At 67.2% G+C, this 23,407-nt stretch carries 17 protein-coding genes; 10 read left to right on the forward strand and 7 right to left on the reverse strand.

The genetic code is table 11. The features are described from left to right. Positions 1-134 precede the first annotated feature (134 nt). Complete coding sequence (gene cmk, locus AC3IRM_RS10560) at positions 135-812, reverse strand: (d)CMP kinase (RefSeq protein WP_489203115.1); 678 nt, start codon at positions 810-812, stop codon at positions 135-137. Positions 813-929: 117 nt separating this feature from the next. Between cmk and ykgO the strand changes: the two genes are divergently transcribed. The 6 genes from ykgO (at position 930) to AC3IRM_RS10590 (ending at position 5,530) form a co-directional block, all read left to right on the forward strand. After that, on the forward strand, positions 930-1,055 hold the full coding sequence (gene ykgO / locus AC3IRM_RS10565) for a type B 50S ribosomal protein L36 (RefSeq protein ID WP_005913193.1): 126 nt from the start codon (positions 930-932) through the stop codon (positions 1,053-1,055). Positions 1,056-1,238: 183 nt separating this feature from the next. Beyond that, entirely contained in the window at positions 1,239-1,580 is a 342-nt protein-coding gene (locus tag AC3IRM_RS10570; protein ID WP_489203116.1) for a hypothetical protein, read from the forward strand. A 4-nt stretch (positions 1,581-1,584) separates the two neighbouring features. After that, positions 1,585-2,640, forward strand: coding sequence for an agmatine deiminase family protein (locus AC3IRM_RS10575; protein ID WP_489203117.1), 1,056 nt, complete (start codon positions 1,585-1,587; stop codon positions 2,638-2,640). Positions 2,641-2,855: 215 nt separating this feature from the next. Further along, positions 2,856-3,758 (forward strand): carbon-nitrogen hydrolase, encoded by a 903-nt coding sequence (locus AC3IRM_RS10580; RefSeq protein ID WP_489203118.1) that lies wholly within the window; start codon positions 2,856-2,858, stop codon positions 3,756-3,758. Positions 3,759-3,762: 4 nt separating this feature from the next. Continuing rightward, positions 3,763-4,293: a GNAT family N-acetyltransferase gene (locus tag AC3IRM_RS10585; protein WP_489203119.1), complete on the forward strand. Its 531-nt coding sequence runs from the start codon at positions 3,763-3,765 to the stop codon at positions 4,291-4,293. Between the two features lie 16 nt (positions 4,294-4,309). Continuing rightward, positions 4,310-5,530 carry a TraB/GumN family protein gene (locus AC3IRM_RS10590; protein WP_489205906.1) on the forward strand — a complete coding sequence of 407 codons (1,221 nt, stop codon included), beginning with the start codon at positions 4,310-4,312 and terminating at the stop codon, positions 5,528-5,530. Positions 5,531-6,297: 767 nt separating this feature from the next. On the opposite strand, the gene AC3IRM_RS10595 is transcribed toward AC3IRM_RS10590, so the two are convergent. The 3 genes from AC3IRM_RS10595 to AC3IRM_RS10605 are packed head-to-tail and all read right to left on the reverse strand — an operon-like array spanning position 6,298 to position 14,005. Beyond that, on the reverse strand, positions 6,298-9,381 hold the full coding sequence (locus AC3IRM_RS10595; protein ID WP_489203120.1) for an efflux RND transporter permease subunit: 3,084 nt from the start codon (positions 9,379-9,381) through the stop codon (positions 6,298-6,300). After that, a complete protein-coding gene (locus tag AC3IRM_RS10600; RefSeq protein ID WP_489203121.1) occupies positions 9,378-12,884 on the reverse strand; it encodes an efflux RND transporter permease subunit in 3,507 nt (1,168 codons plus the stop codon). The genes AC3IRM_RS10595 and AC3IRM_RS10600 overlap by 4 nt, the downstream gene beginning before the upstream one ends. Further along, positions 12,884-14,005 carry an efflux RND transporter periplasmic adaptor subunit gene (locus tag AC3IRM_RS10605; RefSeq protein ID WP_489203122.1) on the reverse strand — a complete coding sequence of 374 codons (1,122 nt, stop codon included), beginning with the start codon at positions 14,003-14,005 and terminating at the stop codon, positions 12,884-12,886. The genes AC3IRM_RS10600 and AC3IRM_RS10605 overlap by 1 nt, the downstream gene beginning before the upstream one ends. A gap of 251 nt (positions 14,006-14,256) precedes the next feature. Here AC3IRM_RS10605 and AC3IRM_RS10610 point away from each other — a divergent pair, with 251 nt between their 5' ends. Both AC3IRM_RS10610 and AC3IRM_RS10615 read left to right on the forward strand, forming a co-directional pair. Continuing rightward, a complete protein-coding gene (locus AC3IRM_RS10610; protein ID WP_489203123.1) occupies positions 14,257-14,646 on the forward strand; it encodes a c-type cytochrome in 390 nt (129 codons plus the stop codon). 8 nt (positions 14,647-14,654) lie between these two features. Beyond that, positions 14,655-15,080, forward strand: coding sequence for a c-type cytochrome (locus AC3IRM_RS10615; protein WP_489203124.1), 426 nt, complete (start codon positions 14,655-14,657; stop codon positions 15,078-15,080). Positions 15,081-15,989: 909 nt separating this feature from the next. Here the strand turns inward: AC3IRM_RS10615 and AC3IRM_RS10620 are convergent. Both AC3IRM_RS10620 and AC3IRM_RS10625 read right to left on the reverse strand, forming a co-directional pair. Continuing rightward, the gene (locus AC3IRM_RS10620) at positions 15,990-17,600 is read right to left on the reverse strand and encodes a hypothetical protein (protein WP_489203125.1); all 1,611 of its coding nucleotides are present in this window, start codon (positions 17,598-17,600) and stop codon (positions 15,990-15,992) included. Positions 17,601-17,628: 28 nt separating this feature from the next. Further along, positions 17,629-18,222 (reverse strand): NfuA family Fe-S biogenesis protein, encoded by a 594-nt coding sequence (locus AC3IRM_RS10625; protein ID WP_489203126.1) that lies wholly within the window; start codon positions 18,220-18,222, stop codon positions 17,629-17,631. 86 nt (positions 18,223-18,308) lie between these two features. Here AC3IRM_RS10625 and AC3IRM_RS10630 point away from each other — a divergent pair, with 86 nt between their 5' ends. Beyond that, positions 18,309-18,650 (forward strand): 4a-hydroxytetrahydrobiopterin dehydratase, encoded by a 342-nt coding sequence (locus AC3IRM_RS10630; RefSeq protein WP_489203127.1) that lies wholly within the window; start codon positions 18,309-18,311, stop codon positions 18,648-18,650. A gap of 67 nt (positions 18,651-18,717) precedes the next feature. On the opposite strand, the gene AC3IRM_RS10635 is transcribed toward AC3IRM_RS10630, so the two are convergent. Beyond that, a complete protein-coding gene (locus AC3IRM_RS10635; protein ID WP_489205907.1) occupies positions 18,718-19,683 on the reverse strand; it encodes an RluA family pseudouridine synthase in 966 nt (321 codons plus the stop codon). Positions 19,684-20,083: 400 nt separating this feature from the next. Here AC3IRM_RS10635 and AC3IRM_RS10640 point away from each other — a divergent pair, with 400 nt between their 5' ends. Further along, positions 20,084-23,377, forward strand: coding sequence for an Rne/Rng family ribonuclease (locus AC3IRM_RS10640; RefSeq protein ID WP_489203128.1), 3,294 nt, complete (start codon positions 20,084-20,086; stop codon positions 23,375-23,377). Positions 23,378-23,407: the final 30 nt, after the last annotated feature.

Consider the following 23,407-nt stretch of genomic DNA (forward strand, 5'->3'; position numbering starts at 1 on the left):
GCCGGCCGGAACGCTCTCCGGACGGCGACATGGGTGCAGCGGTACAGCGATGGAACGTCACACTTTCCAACAACGCCGAAGCAGCCCGAAATGGACCACCCCGGCTTGCGACAAACGCCCGACCCCGGATCGGATCAGGCGTGGCGTGCAGGCAGCAATGCAAGCACCCGTTCGACGACGGTTTCGATGCCCTGACCGGTGGTATCGATACGGACGGCATCTTCGGCCGGCCGCAACGGCGCCACCGCACGGTTGGCATCGCGGGCGTCGCGGGCGAGGATCTCGCGCAGCAGACCGTCCATTGTCACCGAAACCCCCTTGTTCTTCAACTGCTTATAGCGGCGATCCGCTCGTTCCTCCGCGCTCGCCGTCAGGAAGACCTTCCAGCCCGCATCCGGGAAGATCACCGTGCCCATGTCGCGGCCGTCCGCGACCAGGCCCGGCGCCACCCTGAATGCACGTTGCCGGTCCTTGAGCGCAGCGCGGACCTCCGGAATCGCGGCAATGGCCGACGCAGCCGCGCCCGCGGTTTCGGTGCGCAGCTCGTCGGTGGCGTCGTGGCCGTTGACCAGCACGCGCAGTTCGTCACCGCGCTCGTCGAACGTGATGGTGGTATCGAAGGTGCAGCGCACCAGGGCGCCGCCGTCATCGAGATCCAGATCGGCCCAGCCCGCGGCGACCCCGACTGCGCGGTACAGCGCACCGGAATCGAGATAATGCCAACCCAGCTGCTGCGCGACCGCGCGGCTGATGGTGCCCTTGCCGGAACCCGAGGGCCCGTCGATCGTCAAAACCGGCACCGTCGCCGTCATCTGCATCTCCTGCGCCGGGGCCCTGTCCGCGGGCGAACACCCAAGCGCTTGAATCGTGGGGGAAAGAGCCGCTAGAATAGCCGGCTTGCTGTTTGTATCCCATCCCAGAGGTTCACCATGAAGGTCCTGTCGTCCCTGAAGTCGGCGAAGACCCGCCACCGCGATTGCAAGGTAGTGCGTCGCCGCGGCAAGGTCTTCGTGATCTGCAAGTCCAACCCGCGTTTCAAGGCGCGTCAGCGCTGAAAACGCGTTGCGGCCGCGCAAGCGGCGCGCACGCGAGAAAGGCCGCAGCGATGCGGCCTTTCTTCGTTTGGGGCGCTTCTCGCATCGCGTCGGCATCGCCGTCGCGCGAATTCTGATAAACAGGCGCGTGCGCCCTGTCGGCGCCCTCGCCATCCATCGCTGTCCTGCCCAGGAGTCACCGCCATGTCGCGTTCCTTTGCTTCGATCCTCGCAGGTACCGCGCTGAGCTGCGCGCTGCTCGCCAGTCTGCCCGCTTCCGCAGACACGCTGCTTGTCGACCGCACCAAGCAGCCTGCCGGTGCGGCTGTGCCGACGCGTGGTATGTCGATGGCGGACGTGGAAGCCCGGTTTGGCGTGCCGAGCGAGCGCATGGACCCGCGTGGCGGCCAGAAGCGCCAGTGGCCGACGATCAACCGCTGGGTCTATCCCACCTTCACTGTCTATTTCGAGCGGAACCGGGTCATCGACACCGTCGCCAACCGCGCCACGGCGTCGGAGATCGGCCCCAAGCCCGCCATCCGTTGAGTCCATGACCGAACACGCATTGCGCTTCCCCGCGGAGTGGGAACCCCAGTCCGCGATCCTGATCGCCTGGCCGAACGAAGACACCGACTGGGCCGCGCGCCTGGGCGAGGTCGAAGACACGTACATCGCGCTGGTCGCGGCGATCACCCGCTTCCAGCCGGTGGTGATCTGTGTGCCGGACGAGGACATCCAGAGTTACGCCTACGTGCGCCTGGCGTCGAATCGCATCGACATGACGCGCGTGCGCTTTGTCGAAGCGGCGTACGACGACACCTGGCTGCGTGATTCCGGCCCGATCTCGCTGCGCCGTGGCGACGCCGCGTTCCTGCTCAACGATTTCCGCTTCACCGGCTGGGGTGGCAAGTTCGATGCGAGCCAGGACGATCTGCTGGTCGGTCATCTGCATGCAGCCGGGGTGTTCGCCGACGACGCGCGGCGACGCGAGATCGACTTCGCGCTCGAAGGCGGTGCGATCGAGACCGACGGCGCCGGCACGCTGCTGACAACCTGGCGCTGCCTGCACGAACGTCATCCCGACGCGTCCCGCGAAGCGCTGACCGCGAAGCTGTCCGACTGGCTCGCGCAGGATCGCGTGCTGTGGCTCGACCACGGCTATCTGGAGGGCGACGACACCGATGCGCACATCGACACTCTCGCCCGCTTCGCGCCAGACGATGCGATCGTGTTCCAGGCCTGTGACGACGTCACTGATCCGCACCACGCCGAACTGCAGGCGATGGCCGACGAGATCGCCGCGCTGCGCACCCGCGACGGCGCGCCGTATCGGCTGTTCCCGCTGCCGTGGGCGCAGCCGGTACTCGACAACGGGCGCCGCCTCGCCGCGAGCTACGCGAACTATCTGATTCTCAATGGCGCGGTGCTGATGCCGGCCTACGGCGACCCTGCTGACGACGCGGCGGCGGCCGTGCTCGCGCAGGCGCATCCCGGTCGCGAGATCGTGCAGGTGCCGTGCCGACCGCTGATCTGGCAGAACGGCAGTCTGCATTGCATCACCATGCAGCTGCCCGCTGGCCTGCTGCGGGACGCGTTGCCCGTCTGACGGCGGGAGGACGCCCGGCGTTCGCGAATCGGACTCGGGTGCCGGCTCGGTCATCAAGTGCCCGCCCCCGACGCCGGCGCGTCTCCCCTGCCCAACGTGCTCGCGTCGCACGCGATGGATTGCACTGCTCGCGATGCGTTCGTGCATTCCATCGTTTATCTGCCCGCACGCAGCGGCGCGTTAGCATTGTTGCCATCCCCCGAGGGTTCGAATCCATGTCCCGCAAGACCACGTTGCCTGTCGCGCTGATCCAGGAGCGCGCCGTCATCGACCAGGGCGCCGGCAATGCCGACGCCAACCTGTCGTTGATCGAATCGCGCGTCGCCGAAGCCGCCAGGCAGGGTGCGAAGCTTGTACTGCTGCAGGAGCTGCACAACGGTGCCTACTTCTGCCAGCACGAGTCGGTTGATGAGTTCGATCTCGCGGAGCCGATTCCCGGCCCGAGTACCGAGCGTCTCGCCACGCTGGCGAAGCAGCACAAGGTCGTGCTGGTCAGCTCGCTGTTCGAACGCCGCGCGGCTGGGCTCTACCACAACACCGGTGTGGTCTTCGACGCGGACGGCAGCACGGCGGGCAAGTATCGCAAGATGCACATCCCCGACGATCCGGGCTTCTACGAGAAGTTCTATTTCACGCCGGGCGATATCGGCTTCAAGCCGATCGACACCTCGGTCGGCCGGCTCGGCCTGCTCGTCTGCTGGGACCAGTGGTATCCGGAAGCCGCGCGCCTGATGGCGCTGGCGGGCGCGGATCTGCTGCTGTATCCGACTGCGATCGGCTGGGATCCGACCGACGTCGACGACGAGAAAACGCGCCAGCGCGATGCCTGGATCCTCAGCCACCGCGGACACGCGGTCGCGAACGGGTTGCCAGTGCTGTCGTGCAACCGCGTCGGCCACGAGCCTTCGCCGATCGGTGCGTCCGGTATCGATTTCTGGGGCAACAGCCATGTGCTCGGGCCGCAGGGCGAGTTCCTCGCACAAGCGGGCACCGAGCCGACCGTGCTGAGCTGCGAAGTGGATCTGGGCCGCAGCGAGCACGTGCGTCGCATCTGGCCATTCCTGCGCGACCGCCGCATCGACGCCTATGGCGATCTGCTCAAGCGCTACATCGATTGATCCGATGCCGCTCGAGCTTCGCGACGCCGTCGACGCCGATTTCGATGCCATTGCCGCGCTCTATGCCGGCGAAGTCGCGGGCGGCGTGGCGACGTTCGAGTACGACGCGCCCGATGCCGTCGACATGCGACGCCGCTGGTCGAACGTCACCGCGGCCGGCTATCCCTACATCGTCGCGACCCGCGACGGCGCCTTCGCCGGTTACGCGTACGCGGGCGGATTCCGCGCCCGCATCGGATACCGCTTCACGGTCGAGAGCTCGGTCTATGTCGAGCACGCACAGCGCGGCCTCGGCACCGGCCGCCTGCTGATGGAGCGATTGATCGCACTGTGTCAGCAGCGTGGCTACCGGCAGATGATGGCGGTGATCGGACCGCCAACGGACGGGCCTTCGGTGCAGTTCCACCAGCGCCTTGGATTTACGACTGTCGGCGTGCTGCCCGGCGTCGGCCGCAAACACGGACGCTGGCTCGACGCCACTCTCATGCAGCGCGTCCTCGGCGACGGCGCCGCCACTCCTCCTGAAGACGAATGACCCGATGACCGAACCGATGACCGGCGCGACGCCGCCTCCTGCCGCCACGTCCTGGCAGTCGCAGCCGCATGCGATCGTCGAGCGCGACGGTGTGCGCTACACCCTGCTCGGTACCGCGCATGTCTCACGGGTCAGTGTGGAAGCGGTCGAGGATGCGATCGGCAGCGGCGCATTCGACGCGGTCGCCGTCGAACTCGATGCGCAGCGTCTGCAGGCCATCAGTGATCCCGACGCACTGGCGAAGCTCAATCTCGTCGACGTGATCCGCAAGGGCCGCGTCGCCCTGTTCGCCGCCAATCTCGCGTTGGCCGCGTACCAGCGTCGCCTTGCCGAACAGCTCGGCATCGAACCGGGCGCCGAACTCAAGCGCGCGGTCGCGTTGGCCGACGAACGCGATCTGCCGGTTGCGCTGATCGACCGTGATGTCGGCCTGACGTTCAAGCGCGCGTCGAAGAAACTCGGCTTCTTCGGCCGCATGAAACTGATCGGCAGCCTGCTCGGCGGCCTCATGGCTTCCGACGAACTCGGCGAAGAGGAGATCGAGAAGCTCAAGCAGGGCGACATGCTCGAATCGAGCTTCGGCGAATTCGCCAAGAGCAGTCCCCAGCTCTACGAGGCGATCATCGCCGAGCGCGATCGCTACATGGCCGCCAAGCTGCGGGAACATTCCGGGGATGCGCGCGAAGTGCTGGCCGTGGTCGGCGCCGGTCATCTCGCCGGACTGGCGCGGCATCTCGCCGACGACGTGCAGGCGCCCGCCACCACGACGGCCGAACTCGAGCACGCGCCCAAGGGAACGAGCATCCGCTGGGTCATGACCGCGATCACGTTGGCGATCCTGGCGATGATCGGCTGGGGTTATTACCAGGGCGGCGCCGAGCTCGGCCGCCAGCTGGTCAAGGAATGGATCGTCATCACCGCCGGCTTCGCTGCACTCGGCGCCCTGGCTGCGCTGTCGCATCCGCTTGGCATCCTCGCCGCCGCGATCGCCGCGCCGCTCAAGCCGATCCGACCGCCGGGCATCTCGCCCGGTTTGTTCAGCGGACTGGTCGAGGCCTACCTGCGCAAACCGGCCTACAGCGATTTCATGTCGCTGCGCGACGACGCTGGCACGGTCCGCGGCTGGTACCGCAACCGCGTCTCGCGCACGTTGCTGAGCTTTCTGCTGGCCAATATCGGGTCGAGCATCGGGGTGTGGGTGGCGGGTTTGCGGATTGCCGGCAAGGTGCTCAGCTGAGGAGCGATTTTGGCGCTTGAGTGACAGCGGAAGGCTTAGGCGCCGCTCTAGCGGAGCGCCTGGTCTTTGCAGGCGTGGGTCTGGTTTTTGGCTTCGCTTTTGCTTTTGCTTTTGCTTTGGCTTTGGCCTTGGCACTTGCACTGGCTCTTGATCTGAATCGAGCCGTAGAGCGAGCCGAGCACCGGAGCCTGGCGTGGCCGAAGAGCAGCCCATGTCTGAGCGCAGCGAGTTTGGGCTGCGTGCCGCGTCAGGCGAGGAGCGGAGGGCACCGACGCGGCTTCATCGCGTCGGCTCGCGTCCGGCGAAGGTACCTTTTGGTTCCTTTTGGGTCCATCCAAAAGGGACTCGCACGCGTAGCGGGCGAAAGCTCTGCACTTGCTTCGGCTTCTCAACCTTAGCGTTGGATTTTGATGCGGCCGCCATACGAAATGCTTTAAGAGCGAAGATCAAGTACAGGGCTTCCGCGCTGTCGCGCGGCTTACTTTTGTCTTGGCAAAAGTAAGCAAAACCGTCTTCGCCGGACGCGATCCGCCGCGATACAGCCGCGGCGGTCCCCTGTGCTTCTCGGACGACGGGGCACGCAGCCCAAACTCGCTGCGCTCAGACATGGGCTGCTCTTCGACCCCGCCGCCCTGCGATGCTCGGCTCGCTTTACGGCTCGATTGACATCAAGGGCTAAAAGCCAGAAGCAAATCAAAAGCCAAAACCAGAGCCAAGGCAAGAAGATATCTAGCGCCCGGCCGGGCGCCAGATGCTGAAAAGGCCTCTCAGCCTGCCGTAGCAGCAGTCTCGCCCCGAACACCCCGCGCCCGCCGGATCAACCGCGCGGTGCCATGCCGCATGTCGTCGAGGATCGCGTAGATCGTCGGCAGGAACAGCAGGCTGACCACGGTCGAGAAGGCCAGGCCGCCCGCCACCGCGCGCGCCATCGGCGAGTAGGCCAGGCCGCCCAGCACCACGGTGTCGCTGAGCGAGATCGGGATCATCGCCAGGATCGCCGTGCCCATCGTCATCAGGATCGGGCGCAGGCGTTCGCGGCTGCCTTCGACCAGGGCATCGATACGCGGCATGCCGCGCCGTCGCAAGTTGTTGATGTGCTCGACCATGATGATGCCGTTGTTCACCACCACCCCCATCAGCACGAGAATGCCGATGAAGGCCATCACTGTGAACGAGGTACCGGTGAGCCAGAACAGCCAGAACACGCCGAACACCGAGAACACCACGCAGCTCATGATCGCCGCCGGGAACAGCAGCGATTCGAACACCGCCGCCATCACCACGTAGATCATGATCACCGCGATCAGCAAATTGAACACCATCTGCCGGCTGGCTTCGGCGTCGTCCTCGAATCCGCTGCCGGAGAACGTGTAGCCGTACCCCGCCGGGAACGGGACCGATTCCAGCGTCTGTTCGAGTGCCTTGCGCGCGTCGGGCATCGTGGTGTCGCCGGCGAGGTTGGCCTGCAGCGTCAGCGAAGTCTGTCGGTCGGCGCGCGTGATCCGGCTGGCCGACGGTTCGACGCGCATGTCCACCAGGCTCGTCAGCGGCACGCTGCGACCGTCGGGCGCTCGCACCATGAAGCTGGCGATGTCGGCTTCATTGAACTGCTCGGCGCCGGCGAAGCGCACCCAGACCGGCACTTCTTCCTCGCCCCGGCGGAACTCGCGGAGCTGGCTGCCACGCAGCGCCAGACCGACGAAGCTCGACACCTGCTCGGCGCTGAAGCCGAACGCCGCCGCGCGATCGCGATCGACCCGGATGTTGAGCTCCTGGTTGAGGTCGCCCGCGTCCACACGGACATCGCGCAATGCCGGATTGGCGGCCAGGATCGGGATCACGCCGTCTGCGATCTCGCGCAGCACCTGGGTCGAATCGCCGACCAGCTGCACCTGCACGCCCTGGCTCGCACCGCCACCGCCGCCCTGCCCCGCGCTGCCACGGACGCCGACTTCCGCGCGGGCCGACTTGGGCAGCGCCGCGCTGATCGTTTCGGTCAGCGCCTTGGTGTCGCCGACCGAATCCTCGAAGGTGATCATCGTGCCGGAATCGCCACCCTCTCCGAACCAGGAATAGAGCTGCTTGATCCGGTAGGCCTCGCGGTTCTCGTCGAGAAAGGTCTCGAACCGGAGCACCTCGTCGGAGCGCTGCTGCAGGTTGTAACTGCCCTTCCACTGGTAATAGAGCTGGATCTCCTTGCCGCCGCTGCCGTCGCCGAACATGTCGAACTTGGTCTGCGTCATCGGCACCAGACTCACCACCACCACCAGCAGGATGGAGGCCACGGTCATGCCCCGATGCTCCAGCGACCAGCGCAGCACGCGTGCGTAGCGGCGCTGCATGCGGGCGATCACGCCATTCGGACTGGCGACGGCCGGCGGCGTTTTCATCCGGGCCGACATCATCGGAATCAGGCTCACCGCGACCAGCCACGATGCCAGCAGCGACACCGAGATGGTGATCGCCAGCTGGGTCATGAAGATGCTGATCTGGTTGGTCTCGCCCAGCAGGTTCGGCACGAACACGATGCAGTGGCACAGCGTGCCCGCCGACAGCGCGATCGCGACGTGACGGGTCCCCAGCACGGACGCCAGCCACGGCTGATCGGGCATGCGTTCGCGCTCCTGGTAGATGCTCTCCACCACGACGACCGCGTTGTCGACCAGCATGCCGACCGCGAGCAGCAGACCCATCAGCGACAGCACGTTGAGCGTGACGTCGAAGAAGTGCATGAAGCCGAGCGTGATGATGAAACAGATCGGAATCGCCAGCGTCACCATCAAGGTGGATGGCCAGTGGCGCAGGAAGAAGTACAGCACGATGATCGACAGCACCAGGCCGATCGCGCCGGCCTCCACCAGCTCCATCAGCGAGGACGTCACCTCCTCGCCCATGTTCTGGGTGACCTTGACGTCGATGTCCTCCAGCCCCGGCTCACTGCGTGCGCTGTCGACTTCCGCCAGCACGGTCCGCGCGACCTCGACGAGGTTGGCGTCACGCTCCTTGTAGATTTCCAGACCCACCGCCGCGCGGCCGTCCAGACGTCGTCCGTAGTCCATGCGCTGCGGCCGCAGGCGCACGTCCGCGACATCCGACAGGCGTAGACCCTGCTGGTTGATGACCAGATCACGTAGTTGCTGCAGATCGTCAAGCTCACCGATCGGCTGCACGCGCAGTCGCTGCCCGCCATCGAGGATCTGCCCCGCCGACACCGAGAAATTCATCGCCCGCAGGCGTGTGGCCAAAGCATTGAGCTCGATGCCGTGCGCCGTCAGGCGGTCGGGCTGCACCGCGATCTCGACCTCGTTCGGCGCCGCGCCGCTGATCTCCACGCGCGCCACGCCGGGCACACGCTCGAGCCTGCGCTTGAGCTGGCGGTCGATGAGTTCGTAGCTGCCGGACAGATCGACATTCGCCGCCAGTCGCAGCCGCAGCACAGGCTGATCGCTGGTCGAGAACTTCTGCACGAAGTAGCGGCGGAAGTCGTCGGGGAGATCGCTGCGGATCGCATCGATCCGCTCCCGCGCCTCGGACGCGCTGATCGCGATGTCTCGATCCCAGTCGCTGAACTCGAGGATCACGAACGCACCATCGGATGCCGCCTGACCGCGCATGCGCTTGATGCCGCTCATCGTCGCCAGCGTTTCTTCCGCGGGGCGCAGCAGATTCTGCTCGGCCTCGGCCGGCGTCGAGCCGGTGTAGGGCAACTGCACGAACAGAAACGGCGCCGAGATATCCGGCAGCGCCTCCAGCGGCAGGCGCACCGACGCGATGAGGCCGATCACCACCATCGAGATGAAGCACATGATGGTGGTGACCGGACGCCGCAGGCTCAGCTCGGCGATGCTCATGTCGCGCTGGCCTCCGCATCGGGGCGATCGGCGGCGGCGCCCAGACGCGCACGTCGGCCACGTTCGGCGTAGTAAGCATCGGGCTTGCGATCCAGCAGGTCGTAGACGACCGGGATCACCAGAAGCGTCAGCACCGTCGATACCGCAAGCCCGCCCATGACCACGATCGCCATCGGCGAGCGCACCTCGGCGCCATCACCGAACGCGAGTGCCAGCGGGAGGAAGCCGAACAGCGTCGACAGCGTGGTCATGATGATCGGCCGCAGGCGCGAGCGTGCCCCGTCCACCAGGGCATCGCGCTTGGCCACGCCGGCTTCGCGCAGCTGGTTGACCTTGTCGATCAGGATGATCGCGTTCTTCACGACAAGACCGACCATCAGGATCAACCCGATGAACGCGACCACCGAAATCGTATTGCCGGTGAGCAGCAAGGCGCCGATCGCACCGACCATCGCAAGCGGGATGGTGAACAGGATCACGAAGGGATGCAGCAGCGATTCGAACTGCGATGCCATCACCAGGTAGACAAGGAAGATCGCCAGCGCGAACGCCATCAGCAGCGAACGCATCGATTCGGCGAGTTCCTCGCCCTGGCCGCCGATGTGCAGGCCGACTTCCGGTCCGAGCGGATTCTCCGACACCATCTGCCGCACTTCCTCCATCGCAGTGCCGAGATCGATCCCGCGCAGGTTGGCCGAGACGACCGCCACGCGTACCTGGTCGGCGCGATGGATCTCGCTCGGGCCCACGGTCGCGACGACGTCGGCCACCGAGTCGAGCCGCACCGGCGAGGCGCTGCCGGGATTGACGATCAGGTTGCGGATGCGGTCGACCGAATCACGTTCGTTCTCCTGCGCGCGCACCAGCACGTCGATCTTGCGGTCGCGGAAGTTGTAGCGCGTGGCGACCTCGCCGCGGACTGCGCGCACCACCGCATCGGCGATCTGCCGCGTGGTCAGGCCGAACGCGCCCGCACGCTCCTGGTCGAACACGATCTGGATCTCGGGAAAGCCCTGCTCCACCGTGCTCTTGACGTCGGCGTAGTGCGGATTGGCCCGCAGCAGTTCGGTCATGCGCTGGCCGGCCCTGGCCAGTCCATCGAGATCCTGGCCGCGCAGCTCGATTTCCAGCGGCGTCGAGAAGCTGAAGATCTGCGGCCGTGCGAAGTCGACCTGGACGCCCGGATACTGCTGCATGGTGCCGCGCAGGCGTTCGGTCTGCCGGGCTTCGAATTCGCGACTGCCGCCGCCGCTCATGACGATGCTCAGCTTGCCGATGTTCTCGCCGCTTTCCGTCGGATTCGCATCCAGCCGCGTGCCGCTGCCGCTCACGCCGAACAGCAGTTCGACGCCGTCGTCGCCGGCATGCGCCTGCTGCACCTCGCGCATGATGCGGTCGGTCTCGCGCAGCGGCGTGCCAGGCGGCAGTTTGGCCGTCATCTCGAAGCGGTCCTGGGCGAGCTGCGGGATCAGATCGGTGCCGAGCAACGGCACCGCCAGCATGCTGACCAGAAACACCGCGGTCGCCGTGCCCAGCACCAGCCAAGGACGTCCGAGCGCGGCCGGCAGCAGCTTCAGATAGCGGCGTTCGGCGCGGTTATACGGCGACATCGCCAGATCGCTCGCACGACCCATGACCCGGCCGGTCCCGCCCGACACGAAGCGCCACGCGCGCACGACCGCCCAGGCGATCCCGAACAGTACGCCCCGGAACCCGGCGCCGATGCCACGCCCCGTCGCCGCGAACGGCTTCTGCCAGCGGCTGTCCGGACGCCACTGCGGATGCGGCGCCTCTTCCGGAAACGCCATTGGCGGGCGGCCCTTGAGCGACGCCATCATCGGAATCAGCGTCAATGCGACGAGCATCGATACACCGACCGCGATCGCGATCGTCATCGCCTGGTCGCGGAACAGCTGACCGGCAATGCCTTCGACGAACACCAGCGGCAGGAACACGGCGATGATCGTCAAGGTCGATGCGACGACGGCCATGCCCACTTCCCGGGTACCGGTGATCGCGGCCTCCAGAATCCCCAGTCCGCGTTCGCGTGCCTTGGCGATGCTCTCGAGCACGACGATCGAATCGTCGATCACCAGACCGGTCGCCAGCGCCAGCCCGCCCAGTGACATGACGTTGAGGCTCAGCCCCAGCTGGTCCATGAAGAAAAAGGTGGTGATGATCGAAATCGGCAGCGACAGGCTGACGACCAGCGTGCTCCAGCCGTTGCGCAGGAACAGGAAGATGATCAGCACGGCCAGCGTGCCGCCGATCAATGCATCGGTGCGCACGTCGTGGATCGCGGCGCGCACGAACTTCGACTGGTCGTCGACCACGGTCAGCGTCATGTCCGGCGGCAGTTCCTTGCGGATCGCGTCCAGTCGTGCCTGCACCGCGTCGGCGGTCGAGACGGTATTCGCGTCACCTTCCTTGTAGATCGCCAGTTCCACCGCTTCGGCGCCGCCGAGCCGGATGATGCTTTCGCGTTCCTTGAAGCCCTGCCGCACGGTGGCGACATCGCGCAGGCGGATCGCGCGGCCAGCGCCTATCGTCGAACTGTCCGCGCCCGATGCGCTCTGCACCGATGCCGCGGCCGCCAGCACCGCCTGCGAACCGCTCGCGGCCGCGATCGCCGCCATCTGCTGCGCCGCGCTCGCGGCGCCGTCGTCGCCACCCGATTGCGTGGCGACCAGCATCTCGCCGATCTGCTCGACGCTCGAGAACTGGTTCACCGTGCGCACGAGATAGCGCTGCGTGCCCTGGTCGAGGCGGCCGCCGGAGAGATTGATGTTCTCCTGTTGCAGCCGCTGGATGACGTTCTCGATCGGCAGACCGATGCGCGCCATCTGCTGCAGGTCGAGCTCGACCTGGACCTCGTCCTCGAAGCCGCCGCCGACCTTGACCGCAGCGACGCCCACGACGGGCTCGATCTTCTTTTTCAGGTCGTCGTCGGCGTAGCGACGCATCCGCGTGAGTTCATCGACCGCATCGCCCTTGTCGCCGGCGGTCAGCGCGAGGCGCAGGATCGGTTCGGTCGAGGGGTTGAAGCGCAGCAGCACCGGCGGCGTGACCTCGAGCGGCAGCTGCAGCGTCTCGAGCTTGTCGCGCACTTCGAGGCCGGCCTGGTCCATGTCGGTGCCCCAGGCGAATTCCAGCACCACATCGCTCTGGCCGGTGCGCGAGATCGAGCGCAGCTTGCGCACGCCTTTGACCACACCGACGGCTTCCTCGACCGGCTCGCTGACCAGCGTCTCGATCTCGGACGGCGCCGCACCGGTGTACTCGGTGCGCACCGTCAGCGTGGGATAGCTGAGATCGGGCAGCAGATTGACCTTGAGGTTGGTCAGCGCGATGAGACCGAACAGCATCATGCTGATCGCCACCATCCACACCGTCACCCGGCGACGCGTGGAGAACTCGACGAGATCGAACCGACCCGAAGGCGCGGCGTGCGGATCCATGGCCGGGCCGTCGCCGACAGGGCCGTCATGGGGCGCGCCGGCCATTACCGCGCGTCGCTCTTGGCGTCGGCGGCGGGCGTCGCGGCGACGGGTGCATCACCCACCACCTGCACCGCACTGCCTTCACGCAGCGCGACCTTGCCGGCGGTCACCACGGGGTCGCCTTCTTCGAGACCGCTGCGCACCTCGATCAGATTGCCGTCGATGTAGCCCAGTTCGACCGGCACGCGTATCGCCTTGCCGTCTCGCACGGTATACACCGCGGTCTCGTCACCTTCGTCGAGCAGCGCGCTGCGCGGAATCACCAACGCGTCGGTGCGCTGGTCGTAATCGACGTGGATGCGGCCGAACATGCCGGCGCGCAGCAATTCGTTGCCTTCAAATGCGGTCACCACTCGGAACGTGCCGCTGCGCGATTCGACGATCGGCGCCACGCGCTCGACCACGCCCTCGAAGCTTTCGCCCGGTAGCGCATCCACCTGCAGACGCACCGGCTGGCCACGCTTGAGCACGCGCAGTTCGCGCTCGGGCACATTGAGCGTGGCCTCGATGCGGGCGTTGTCGACGATGCTGAAGATCGGTGTATTGATCTGCACGAAGTTGCCGGTGCGGATCATCCGCTGGGAGATCACACCGGCAATCGGCGCGGTCACCGTGGTGTAGGAAAGTTCGAGCTGCGCCATCTCGTGCTGCGCGCGCGCCGTGTCGAGATCGAACTTGATCTGATCCAGATCATTGGCGCTGATCATCTGCTGGCCCACCAGCTGCTGCGCGCGACGGTAGCTGTTCTCCAGCTTGCCCATCGTCGCGCGGCTCTGCACGACCGCGAGGCGAGCGCGGTCGGGATCGAGCCGCACCAGCGGCTGACCGGCGCGGACCGTGTCGCCTTCCTCGACCAGCACGTCGAGCGCAATTCCAGAGGTCTTGGCAACCACGTCCGCGCCGCGCGGCACCTCCAGCGCAGCCGTGCCCACGTAACTGGCCGCCACACTGCGGCGCACGACCGCTTCGGTTTCCACGGGCACTGGGGCGGGCGCGCTGTCGCCAGGCTTGGCCTCGGCATCGCCTCCTCCGCCTTTGCATGCAGACAGGCCAAGGGCGGCAGACACGAGAATGACGCCAGTCAGGACGCGTCCCGCGGACGCGAAAGCATGCGGTGTGGACATGTGGATTCGATGGACCCCTACGGTGTTGTAGCAAGGTATATCACCAGTGCATGACGTTGAATGCGCCATAGGTCATGGTGACCTCCGGTGCAGACGGGCCTGGTGTCGATGTTGCAGTGCGTTGGGTTTGCGACGCAGCCGTGGCTATACTGGCCCGGTTGTGCACCGGTTCATGCAGCGAACGCTGTTCGTCCCGGCACATCGCGCTCCCCAGACAGCACTTTAAGCCATTCAGGATTGCGGAAAACCCGATGACGCGACTGCTGATGCTCGCCGCCTGCCTCGTTCTTGCAACGCCGCTCCCGAGCGCATCCGCTCAGGATGCGCCCGCACCTGCCACCCCGGCTGCACCCGCGGCCGAAGCGGCTGCCGCCAATGCGCCGCTGGCCGGCAATGCAGAGACCGGTCGTCAGCTGACCTACACCTGCCAGGGCTGTCATGGCGTGGACGGCTATCGCAACGTCTATCCGCACTACCACGTGCCCAAGATCGGCGGGCAGTCTCCCGAATATCTGGTCAACGCGTTGCACGAATACAAGCGCGGCACCCGTCGTCACCCGACGATGCAGGCGCAGGCGCAGAGCTTCACCGACCAGGACATCGCCGACATTGCCGCCTTCCTTTCGGAACTGACCAAGTGAGCGGCGCCATGATCCGTCCGGTCCGTACCCTGCCCGTGCTTTTGATCGCCGGCCTGCTGGCCGCCTGCGGTGGCCAGTCGCACGACCCCGAAGCCCAGCCTGCGCGCAGCTCGTCCGCCGGCCTGCCTTCCGGCACGGTCGACGCCGGCGAGCAGGCTGCAAACGTCAAGAGCGCGGCGACCGGCCAGACCTGTATCGACTGCCACGGCGCCGGCGGCAACGCGCCGATCGATCCGACGTATCCGAAGATCGGGGGCCAGTTCCGCGACTACCTCGCGCATTCGCTGCAGGCCTATCGCGACGGCGACCGCGAGCACGCGCTGATGTCGCAGCAGGCGACGGGCCTGAGCGATCAGCAGATCGCCGATCTCGCCGCGTACTTTGCGGCGCAGCCGAGCCAGCTGCGCGACCTGCGTGGGGCGCACGACCGCTGAGCGGATTTCGGCGGCGCTGTTTGCGCGCCGCTTGATGGCGGCGCGTCCGTTTCGACGGGCACGCGCCTGTCTCGCCCCGAGGGGCTTTTGTTGAGTGGATCTGACCAGGCTTTCTGCCTGGTTCTGTTTCGTGCGTGTGTCTTTCTGCTCTTGCCCGGCGGCTTTGGCTTCTGGCTCTTGATCTGAAATCGAGCCGTAGAGCGAGCCGAGCACCGGAGCCTGGCGGGGCCGAAGAGCAGCCCATGTCTGAGCGCAGCGAGTTTGGGCTGCGTGCCGCGTCAGGCGAGGAGCGGAGGGCACCGACGCGGCTTCATCGCGTCGGCTCGCGTCCGGCGAAGACGGTTTTGCTTACTTTTGCCAAGACAAAAGTAAGCCGCGCGACAGCGCGGAAGCCCTGTCCTTGATCTTCGCTCCTGTGGTTGATTCTTTTTTTCTCGGAACATCAGGGTCGCAAAGCGACGGGCGAAGAAGCTTGAGCAAGTGCAAGGCTTTCGCCCGCTGCGCGTGCGAGTCCCTTTTGGATGGACCCAAAAGGAACCAAAAGGTCCCTTCGCCGGACGCGATCCGCCGCGATACAGCCGCGGCGGTCCCCTGCGCTTCTTGAGCGACGGGGCACGCAGCCCAAACTCGCTGCGCTCAGACATGGGCTGCTCTTCGACCCCGCCGCCCTGCGATGCTCGGCTCGCTTTACGGCTCGATTCAGATCAAAAGCTGGAAGCCGAAGCCGAAGCCAGAGCCAGAGCCAGAACAAAACGCCGGCACAAGCAGAAACGGACGCGGCGCGCGAAGTCCATGGACTGACCAGCCATTCGGCTGTTGAAAAACGCTTCCGCCTGCACGGGAGTGACGACGGCAGAGCGATACGCGCACAGGAGGCACGACGTCACCCATGCGCCGCCCACAGATCAATCAGCCGCCAAGGCTGTCCTGATCTTCCTGCAGCTCCGGCTTCCACGGCACATCCGGCGGCGGCCGGCCGTCGGTTTCCACGTCCTGCATGTTCGGATCGGTGATGCCGCAGCCGCCGCCGAATGCCAGCAGCGCGACATTGCACTGGAGGGTCTTGCTCGTGCCCGGGATCGGAATCAGCACGGTCTTGATGCTGCGCCGCACCCATTCCTCCAGCAGGGTTTCGCTGGGCGTCCAGAAGCGGTCGAAACTCGTGGGCTCGTAGTCGGTCGGCGGTCGCTTGAGCCACGTGCCTTCGCGGTCGATACGTGCGAAATCCTCGGTGATCGTGCCCGGTGGCAGTCCACCGCCGACCCGACCATCCCCCGCAAGACGCGGGCGCCCGTCCGCGCCGAGCAGGCCGGACGGACTGCCGGGCTGGCCGCCCTCGCGCGCGGTGGCGCCATCGCCCCAGTCGTCGGCGGCGCGAGTCGAGCGCGCGGCGCCTGGCGGCGCACCGGTACGGGCACCGGCTCCTGCTGTCGGGTTCGGCGCAGGCGCGCGCGTGCCTGGCGGCGCGGGTGTCGGCGGACGCGGGGACGGTGTGGCTGCGACAGGTGCAGCAGGCGCCGGCGATTGGGCCGCAGGCGCAGGAGCAGGTGCTTCGCGCATGGGCACCGCGCGTTCGCGCGCCACCACGTCGGCGATCTGTCGCGTCGGAACCTCCGGCGCATCGACGACGACCGATGGCGCCTCTCGCGTCGGCAGACGCAAGGTCTCGGTCGGCTGCGGCACGCTGAGATCGCGAACTGCGACCTCGACCTCGCGCTGCTGCGCGGTGACTTCGGCCAGCGGCGCAGGCGTGCGCAATGCAGGGATCTCGACGGCCTGCAGTTGCGCCTCCGGCACCTGGCGATCGCGCACGGCGACTTCGGGCACCGCGCCGGGACGCGGCGGTGGCAGGGTGAACTCGATATCCGGCACCGGCGTCTGCGTGACCTGCAACACCTGCTCGGTCGGCTCGACGGGTTCGGTCGCGACCACCGCGTCCTGCGCAGTGGACGTGTCCCGCGGTGCGGTCGGCGCGGGTTGCGCGTTCGCCGGTGCAGGTGTGGCGGTCGGCGCCGGCGGCAGTTGCACAACCGTGACCGGCACCGGCTCGCCTTCCTCACCACGCCCCGCGTCCTCGGGCGTGCCGTCACCGATGAAGACGACCTGCACCACCTGCTGTTCGCCCTGCGCGACCGGTGCCGGGGCTGCAAAATGTGCCTGGGTCAGCAACAGCAGACCACTCACCCAGAGCAGTTGCGCCAGCAGCGCGAGCGCCATCGACACGCGCTTCGGACCCCGGTGGTCCTGGGGCTCGGGCTCCCAGCGCGGATGCAGCAGGCTGATCCAGGCAGCCAACGCGTTCTTCGGCACGCGCCCCTTGCGCCGCGGTGGCGCAGGCCTTGCGGCGAGGACCGCGACGATCGCTTCAGCGGTTGCGCCGGTCACCGCACCGACGCGCGCGCGCATCGCGTCGAACCAGCGTGTCCAGCCTGCGGGAAACCCCTCGGGTGCGTCTTCGGGCCGGATCGAACGGCGCCGACGACGGCGCAATACGTCGATCAGTTCGGTCGCAGTGAACATCCGGGAGCGGACGCCGGTGCCGGAGAAATCAGGCCGCGTCGCGCGGCATGTAGGGCGCGTCGCCGGTGTCGTGATCGGTCGCATCACGAACCGCGGTCACGCCCGGCGCCTTGTCCATCAGCGTCTTTTCGATGCCCTGCTTCAGCGTGACATCGACCAGCCCGCAGCCGTGGCAGCCGCCGCCGAAGCGCAGGACGACAACGCCTTCGGCGGTCACTTCCTGCACGCTGACATGACCGCGGTGCTGGGCCAGCTGCGGATTGATCTCCTGCTCGACCACCCAGCGCACGCGCTCGACCAGCGAGGCGGCTTCCGGTGGCGCCTCGCCCTTGATCCTGGGCGCGCGGATCTGCAGCTGACCGCCGGTCGCGCGGCTTTCGTAATCGATCTCCGCGCCATCGAGATACGGCACGCTCGGCGCATCGAGCCACAAGGTGAATCCGTCGCAATCGATGGCCCACTCGTCGCCCTGCAGGTCGTCGCTGCCCGCGAACTCCAGGCGCACGTCCGCCCGCGGCGTCCCGGCATGCACGGCCGACAGCCGCACGCCCAAGCCTGGCAGCGTCTCGCGCTCGATCAGCTTGCGGAAATGCGTCTGCGCAGTTTCGGAGATGTTGATCATGCGGCGTATTCTAGCGGGCCTGCGTGCCGGCACGTGGCCGTGCCCGTCTGCCGCATGAACGCCTTTCGCGCCTCCTGGAGCCCCGCATGTCCGACCTGACGCCCCTCGCCCAGACCCACTGTATTCCCCGCCGCGGCGACGACCACCGCCTGTCCGAAGCGCGCGTGCGCGAGCTGCTGCCGCAAGTGCCCGGATGGAGCCTCGCAGAAGACGGCCAGGCACTGACGCGTACCTTCCGCTTCGATGACTACCACCGCACGATGGCGTTCGTGAACGCGCTGGCCTTCATCGCCCATCGCGAAGACCACCATCCCGACCTCGGCGTCCATTACGACCGTGCCGAAGTCCGCTACTCCACGCATGATGTCGGCGGCCTCAGCGAGAACGACTTCATTTGTGCGGCCAAGGCCGACCAGCTGGTCGCATAGCACCGCAAGCCAGCCCGGGCGCGTCGCATGCGCGACGCGTGCGGCCGGACGCCCTGCGCTCGTCGCATCAACGCAACCGGTCGAGCGCCTCGCGCAGGTCGTCGGCCAGCGGCGCATTGAGCACATAGGCCTCGCCGTCGTCGAGGGTGAACTCCAGTGACGCGGCGTGCAGGAACAGGCGGCGCAGGCCGATCTGCTCCCGCATGCGCTTGTTCACCTCCACATCGCCGTACTTGTCGTCGCCGGCGACCGGATGGCCGATGTGCTGGGCGTGGACGCGGATCTGGTGGGTGCGGCCGGTCTCAATCCGGACTTCGCAGTACGACTGCCCGCCGCGCCGCTCGAGCACGCCGAAATGACTCAGCGAGACCTTGCCCTGGGGATTGACCTGCACGTGGCGCTCGCCGCCCTGACGCAGACCGACGTGCAGCGGCGCGTCCACACTCATCGTGCCGTCGGGCATGCGCCCGGCCAGCAGTGTCAGATAACGCTTGCGGATGCCGGCGCCGTGATCCTCGCGCAGCAGCGCCTGCAGCTGGGTCAGGGCCGACCGCTTCTTCGACAGCACCATCAGGCCCGAGGTGTCGCGGTCGAGGCGGTGCACCAGTTCCAGCGGCTGGTTCGGCCGCAACGCGCGTAGGGTTTCGATGACCCCGAAGCTGATTCCGCTGCCGCCGTGGCTGGCGATCCCGCTTGGCTTGCTGATCGCGAGCAACCGCGCGTCCTCGAACACGATGCTGGCATCCATCGCCGCCAGCAGTCCCTTGGAGGGCGTCCCGACCTCGCCGGACGTGTCCAGCCGGACGGGCGGAATCCGCACCTCGTCGCCGGCATCGAGCTTGCGCTCGGGCTTGGCGCGCCCGCCGTTCACACGGACCTGCCCGCTGCGCACGATCTTGTAGATGATCGACCGCGGCGCGCCCTTGAGCTGGCCGAGGAGGAAATTGTCGAGACGCTGGCCGTCGCGATCGTCCGGAACCCGGACCAGTCGCACGCCACCGCCGCCGGCGGAGCCGGAACCGTTGTCAGTCATCGTCGCCTGTTTATCTGGTACACTCGGGCCGCGATCTAAGGTGCTGATTTCTTTGAAAGAACACGGGCCAAAAGCCTGCCTTTCAAAGGCTTCCGGACAGTGCGCGGCCACCGCCCCAGGGGCGGCCATGTTAGCGGCTGTACGGCAGCACCGGCCATCGCCCGATGCCTGGCATCGGCGCTGAACACGTCCCGCGCGACGTTCGCGACCGCCCAACACCGGTCGCAAGCGGTCCGCGGCCTGCACTACCCAGACAAATCAAGAGCGCTCCCGCGGCCCGCCGTGGTGTCGTAGCGCTGGACAATCCGGTTCGTCGCTGCGCGTGCGCGGCGGCTTCAGGCTTCATCCAGGCGAAACGCCCCGGCGTTCCGCGCGTGAGAGCGCGCAAGGAAACGCAACCATGAAGCGCATGCTGATCAACGCGACGCAGGCAGAAGAACTGCGCGTCGCCATCGTTGATGGCCAGTCCCTGTACGACATCGACATCGAACAGCCGTCCAGGGAACAGAAGAAGTCCAACATCTACAAGGGCCGCATCACCCGGATCGAGCCCTCGCTCGAAGCCGCATTCATAGAATATGGCGCCGCCCGCCACGGCTTCCTGCCGCTGAAGGAAGTCTCCCGCGATTACTTCCAGGCCGGCGCCGACCCGAACAAGGGCTCGATCAAGGAGCTGCTGCGCGAGGGCCAGGAAGTCGTCGTGCAAGTGGACAAGGAGGAGCGCGGCAACAAGGGCGCCGCCCTGACCACGTTCATCTCCCTGGCCGGCCGTTACATGGTGCTGATGCCGAACTCGCCGACCGCCGGTGGCGTGTCGCGCCGGATCGAGGGCGAGGACCGCGCCGAGCTGAAGAAGGCGATGGACGCGCTCGACATTCCGGACGAGATGGGCGTGATCATCCGCACAGCCGGTGTCGGCCGTGATGCCGAAGAGCTGCAGTGGGACCTCGATTACCTGCTGAGCATCTGGCGTGCGATCGCCGAAGCCGCGCTGAGCAAGCCTTCGCCGTTCCTGATCTACCAGGAATCGCGCCTGATCACCCGTGCCCTGCGCGACTACATGCGTGCCGATATCGCCGAGATCCTCGTCGATACGCCGGAGATGTACGCCGAGGCGAAGGAATTCGTCGAGCAGGTGATGCCGCACAACCTGCGCAAGCTCAAGCACTACACCGACGACGTGCCGCTGTTCAACCGTTACCAGATCGAGTCGCAGATCGAGAGCGCCTACGAGCGCACCGTGCGTCTGCCGTCCGGCGGCGCGCTGGTCATCGACCAGACCGAAGCGCTGACCGCGATCGACGTCAACTCCGCCCGCGCCACCAAGGGCGGCGACATCGAAGAAACCGCGTTCAACACCAACCTGGAAGCGGCCGAGGAAGTCGCCCGTCAGCTGCGCCTGCGTGACCTGGGCGGCCTGGTGGTCATCGACTTCATCGACATGTCGTCGAACAAGCATCAGCGCGACGTCGAGAACAAGCTGCAGAATGCGCTCAAGTACGACCGCGCCCGCGTGCAGCAGAACAAGATCTCGAAGTTCGGCCTGCTGGAGATGAGCCGGCAGCGCCTGCGCGCGTCGCTGGGCGAGTCGAGTCAGATCGTCTGCCCGCGCTGCGAAGGCCACGGCCGCATGCGCAGCATCGAGTCGCTGTCGCTGTCGATCATCCGCGTCGCCGAAGAGCACGCGATGAAGGACAACACCGGACAGGTGCTGGTGCAGGCGCCGGTCGAGATCGCGAACTACCTGCTCAACGAGAAGCGCAGCGCGCTCGAGGAAATCGAGAAGCGGCATGCCGCGCCGATCATCATCGTCGCCGACGAGCAGCTCTACACGCCGCACTACGAGGTCTCGCGCATCCGCGAAAACGAGCTCGGCGAGGAGACTGCCCGTCCGAGCTACCAGCGCGGCACGCCGCGTCGCGTAGCGACGATCGCGCTGAGCAAGAACAACCTCAACGTGCCGCCGCCGGCCGTCACCAATGTGCGTCCGACGCAGCCCGCGCCGGTGCGTGAGCCGAAGCCCGAAGCGGCTGCACCGACGCCGGCCCCGGTGCCGACGCCGGCGCCCCGACCTGCAGCCGTGGCACCCGTCGCGACCGGTGGCGTCATGGGATGGCTCAAGTCGCTGTTCGCACCTTCGGAACCCGCGAAGCCTGCTGCCTCCGCGCACGGCGAGCGTGCGCCGCGCACCGAAGGTGCGTCGCGCGGTGACAACCGCGGCGATCGCAATGAACGTGGCGGTCGCAACGGCGGCCAGCGCCGCGACCGTCGTGGTGGCCGGCAGAGTCAGGGCGGCTCGAACCAGATGCCTGCCCCGAACGAGACCAGGCCTGCGTCGGCTGCACAGCCGGCGCGCGACGATGCGCAGCGGGACGCGCGTCGTGATCCCGCCGCCGCCGCCGTCGCCGATGCCGGCGCCCGCAAGGACCGGCAGCAGGAACGCCGTCAGCGTCAGAAGCAGCGTGGCCCGCGCCAGAAGACCGAAGGCGAAGCGACCGAGGCACAGGCGGCGATCGCGGTTGCCGCGCCGGTTGCCGGGGCTTCGATCGAAGTGCCGAGCATCACCCAGCCCAGCGCCCAGCAGGCCGCGCCGGCAGCCTCGACCGACAGCGCACCCGTCGCCGTCCGCCCGCACGCTGCGCCGCGCCACGAGGCAACACTAGCCAGTGCTGAAGCGGACACGGATGCGGATGCTGACGACATCAACGACGCCAACGACACCAGCGCGTCCGATGCCGATGGCAATGGCGAACCCGGCGACGACGATGGCAGCAACGCTCGTCGCCGTCGCGGTCGTCGCGGTGGTCGCCGTCGTCGTCGTGGCAAGGCCGGCGACGGCGCTGCGGGCGACGAGACCTCGCTGGACAGCGATGAGGCGGGTGAGGACGACCCGATCGCCGCCACCGGTCACGGCCAGCCCGAGTTCGATTTCGACGACCTGCCTGCACCCGTTGCGGAACCGCGCGCACCTGCTGCGCAGGACACCCGACATGCCGCCACCGCTGCTGTCGTGGTGACAAACCCGCTCGCGCAGCCATCGAACGATGTCGCGCCGCCGGCCGTCGAGACGCCGCAGCCCGCGCCGCAGGTCGACGCGTCGACGGCGGCGGCACCGGCGCCAGTCGAGGAGGCCGAAGCACCGCAGGCTGCGTTCGAGGACGCATCACCGGTTGCGGTTGCCGAGGTACGCATGCAGCAGCCCGCGACCGACGCGCAAGCTGACGCAGCCGCAGTGACGCCGGCGCAGGTTGCAGCACCGGCCGACACCGCGGCAGACGATGCCGAGCATGCAGCGCGCATGGTCGTGTCGGGCGAGAAGAGCGAGTCGGTCACCCCCGCCTCGCGCACCGAGCCTGACTTCGTCGCGGAAGCACCGCAGGCATTCGCCCCGGCGGCCGAAGCGGGCCGCACCACGGCGCAGCTCGACGCCCCGCCCGCTGCGCCTACCGCGCCGGTGACCCAGGGCCTGTTCGACGCGCCTGCATCGGCCGTCGCAGGTGTCGACGAAGCGCCTTCGGCCGAGCCGGAAACGGCTGGCGTTGCGCACGGCAACGCGGCGCTGCCGGATGACGGGACGGCGCCGTCAGGCGATCCCGCGTTCGCTGAGACAGTCGACTCCGAACTCGACGACGACGAGCCGGAATCGGACTACCGCAATGATCCACGCTTGCGGTCGCGCTCCAGCGACGCCTGAGGCGCTGCGCAGCGCCACGAAAAACCCCGG

The sequence above is a fragment of the Luteimonas sp. KH_071 genome, from assembly GCF_057838005.1.

Bases quoted from the DNA above. Each gene is read 5' to 3' on its own strand.
- cmk (WP_489203115.1), bottom strand. From the start codon at position 812: ATGACGGCGACGGTGCCGGTTTTGACGATCGACGGGCCCTCGGGTTCC.
- ykgO (WP_005913193.1), top strand. From the start codon at position 930: ATGAAGGTCCTGTCGTCCCTGAAGTCGGCGAAGACCCGCCACCGCGAT.
- AC3IRM_RS10570 (WP_489203116.1), top strand. From the start codon at position 1,239: ATGTCGCGTTCCTTTGCTTCGATCCTCGCAGGTACCGCGCTGAGCTGC.
- AC3IRM_RS10575 (WP_489203117.1), top strand. From the start codon at position 1,585: ATGACCGAACACGCATTGCGCTTCCCCGCGGAGTGGGAACCCCAGTCC.
- AC3IRM_RS10580 (WP_489203118.1), top strand. From the start codon at position 2,856: ATGTCCCGCAAGACCACGTTGCCTGTCGCGCTGATCCAGGAGCGCGCC.
- AC3IRM_RS10585 (WP_489203119.1), top strand. From the start codon at position 3,763: ATGCCGCTCGAGCTTCGCGACGCCGTCGACGCCGATTTCGATGCCATT.
- AC3IRM_RS10590 (WP_489205906.1), top strand. From the start codon at position 4,310: ATGACCGGCGCGACGCCGCCTCCTGCCGCCACGTCCTGGCAGTCGCAG.
- AC3IRM_RS10595 (WP_489203120.1), bottom strand. From the start codon at position 9,381: ATGAGCATCGCCGAGCTGAGCCTGCGGCGTCCGGTCACCACCATCATG.
- AC3IRM_RS10600 (WP_489203121.1), bottom strand. From the start codon at position 12,884: ATGGCCGGCGCGCCCCATGACGGCCCTGTCGGCGACGGCCCGGCCATG.
- AC3IRM_RS10605 (WP_489203122.1), bottom strand. From the start codon at position 14,005: ATGTCCACACCGCATGCTTTCGCGTCCGCGGGACGCGTCCTGACTGGC.
- AC3IRM_RS10610 (WP_489203123.1), top strand. From the start codon at position 14,257: ATGACGCGACTGCTGATGCTCGCCGCCTGCCTCGTTCTTGCAACGCCG.
- AC3IRM_RS10615 (WP_489203124.1), top strand. From the start codon at position 14,655: ATGATCCGTCCGGTCCGTACCCTGCCCGTGCTTTTGATCGCCGGCCTG.
- AC3IRM_RS10620 (WP_489203125.1), bottom strand. From the start codon at position 17,600: ATGTTCACTGCGACCGAACTGATCGACGTATTGCGCCGTCGTCGGCGC.
- AC3IRM_RS10625 (WP_489203126.1), bottom strand. From the start codon at position 18,222: ATGATCAACATCTCCGAAACTGCGCAGACGCATTTCCGCAAGCTGATC.
- AC3IRM_RS10630 (WP_489203127.1), top strand. From the start codon at position 18,309: ATGTCCGACCTGACGCCCCTCGCCCAGACCCACTGTATTCCCCGCCGC.
- AC3IRM_RS10635 (WP_489205907.1), bottom strand. From the start codon at position 19,683: ATGACTGACAACGGTTCCGGCTCCGCCGGCGGCGGTGGCGTGCGACTG.
- AC3IRM_RS10640 (WP_489203128.1), top strand. From the start codon at position 20,084: ATGAAGCGCATGCTGATCAACGCGACGCAGGCAGAAGAACTGCGCGTC.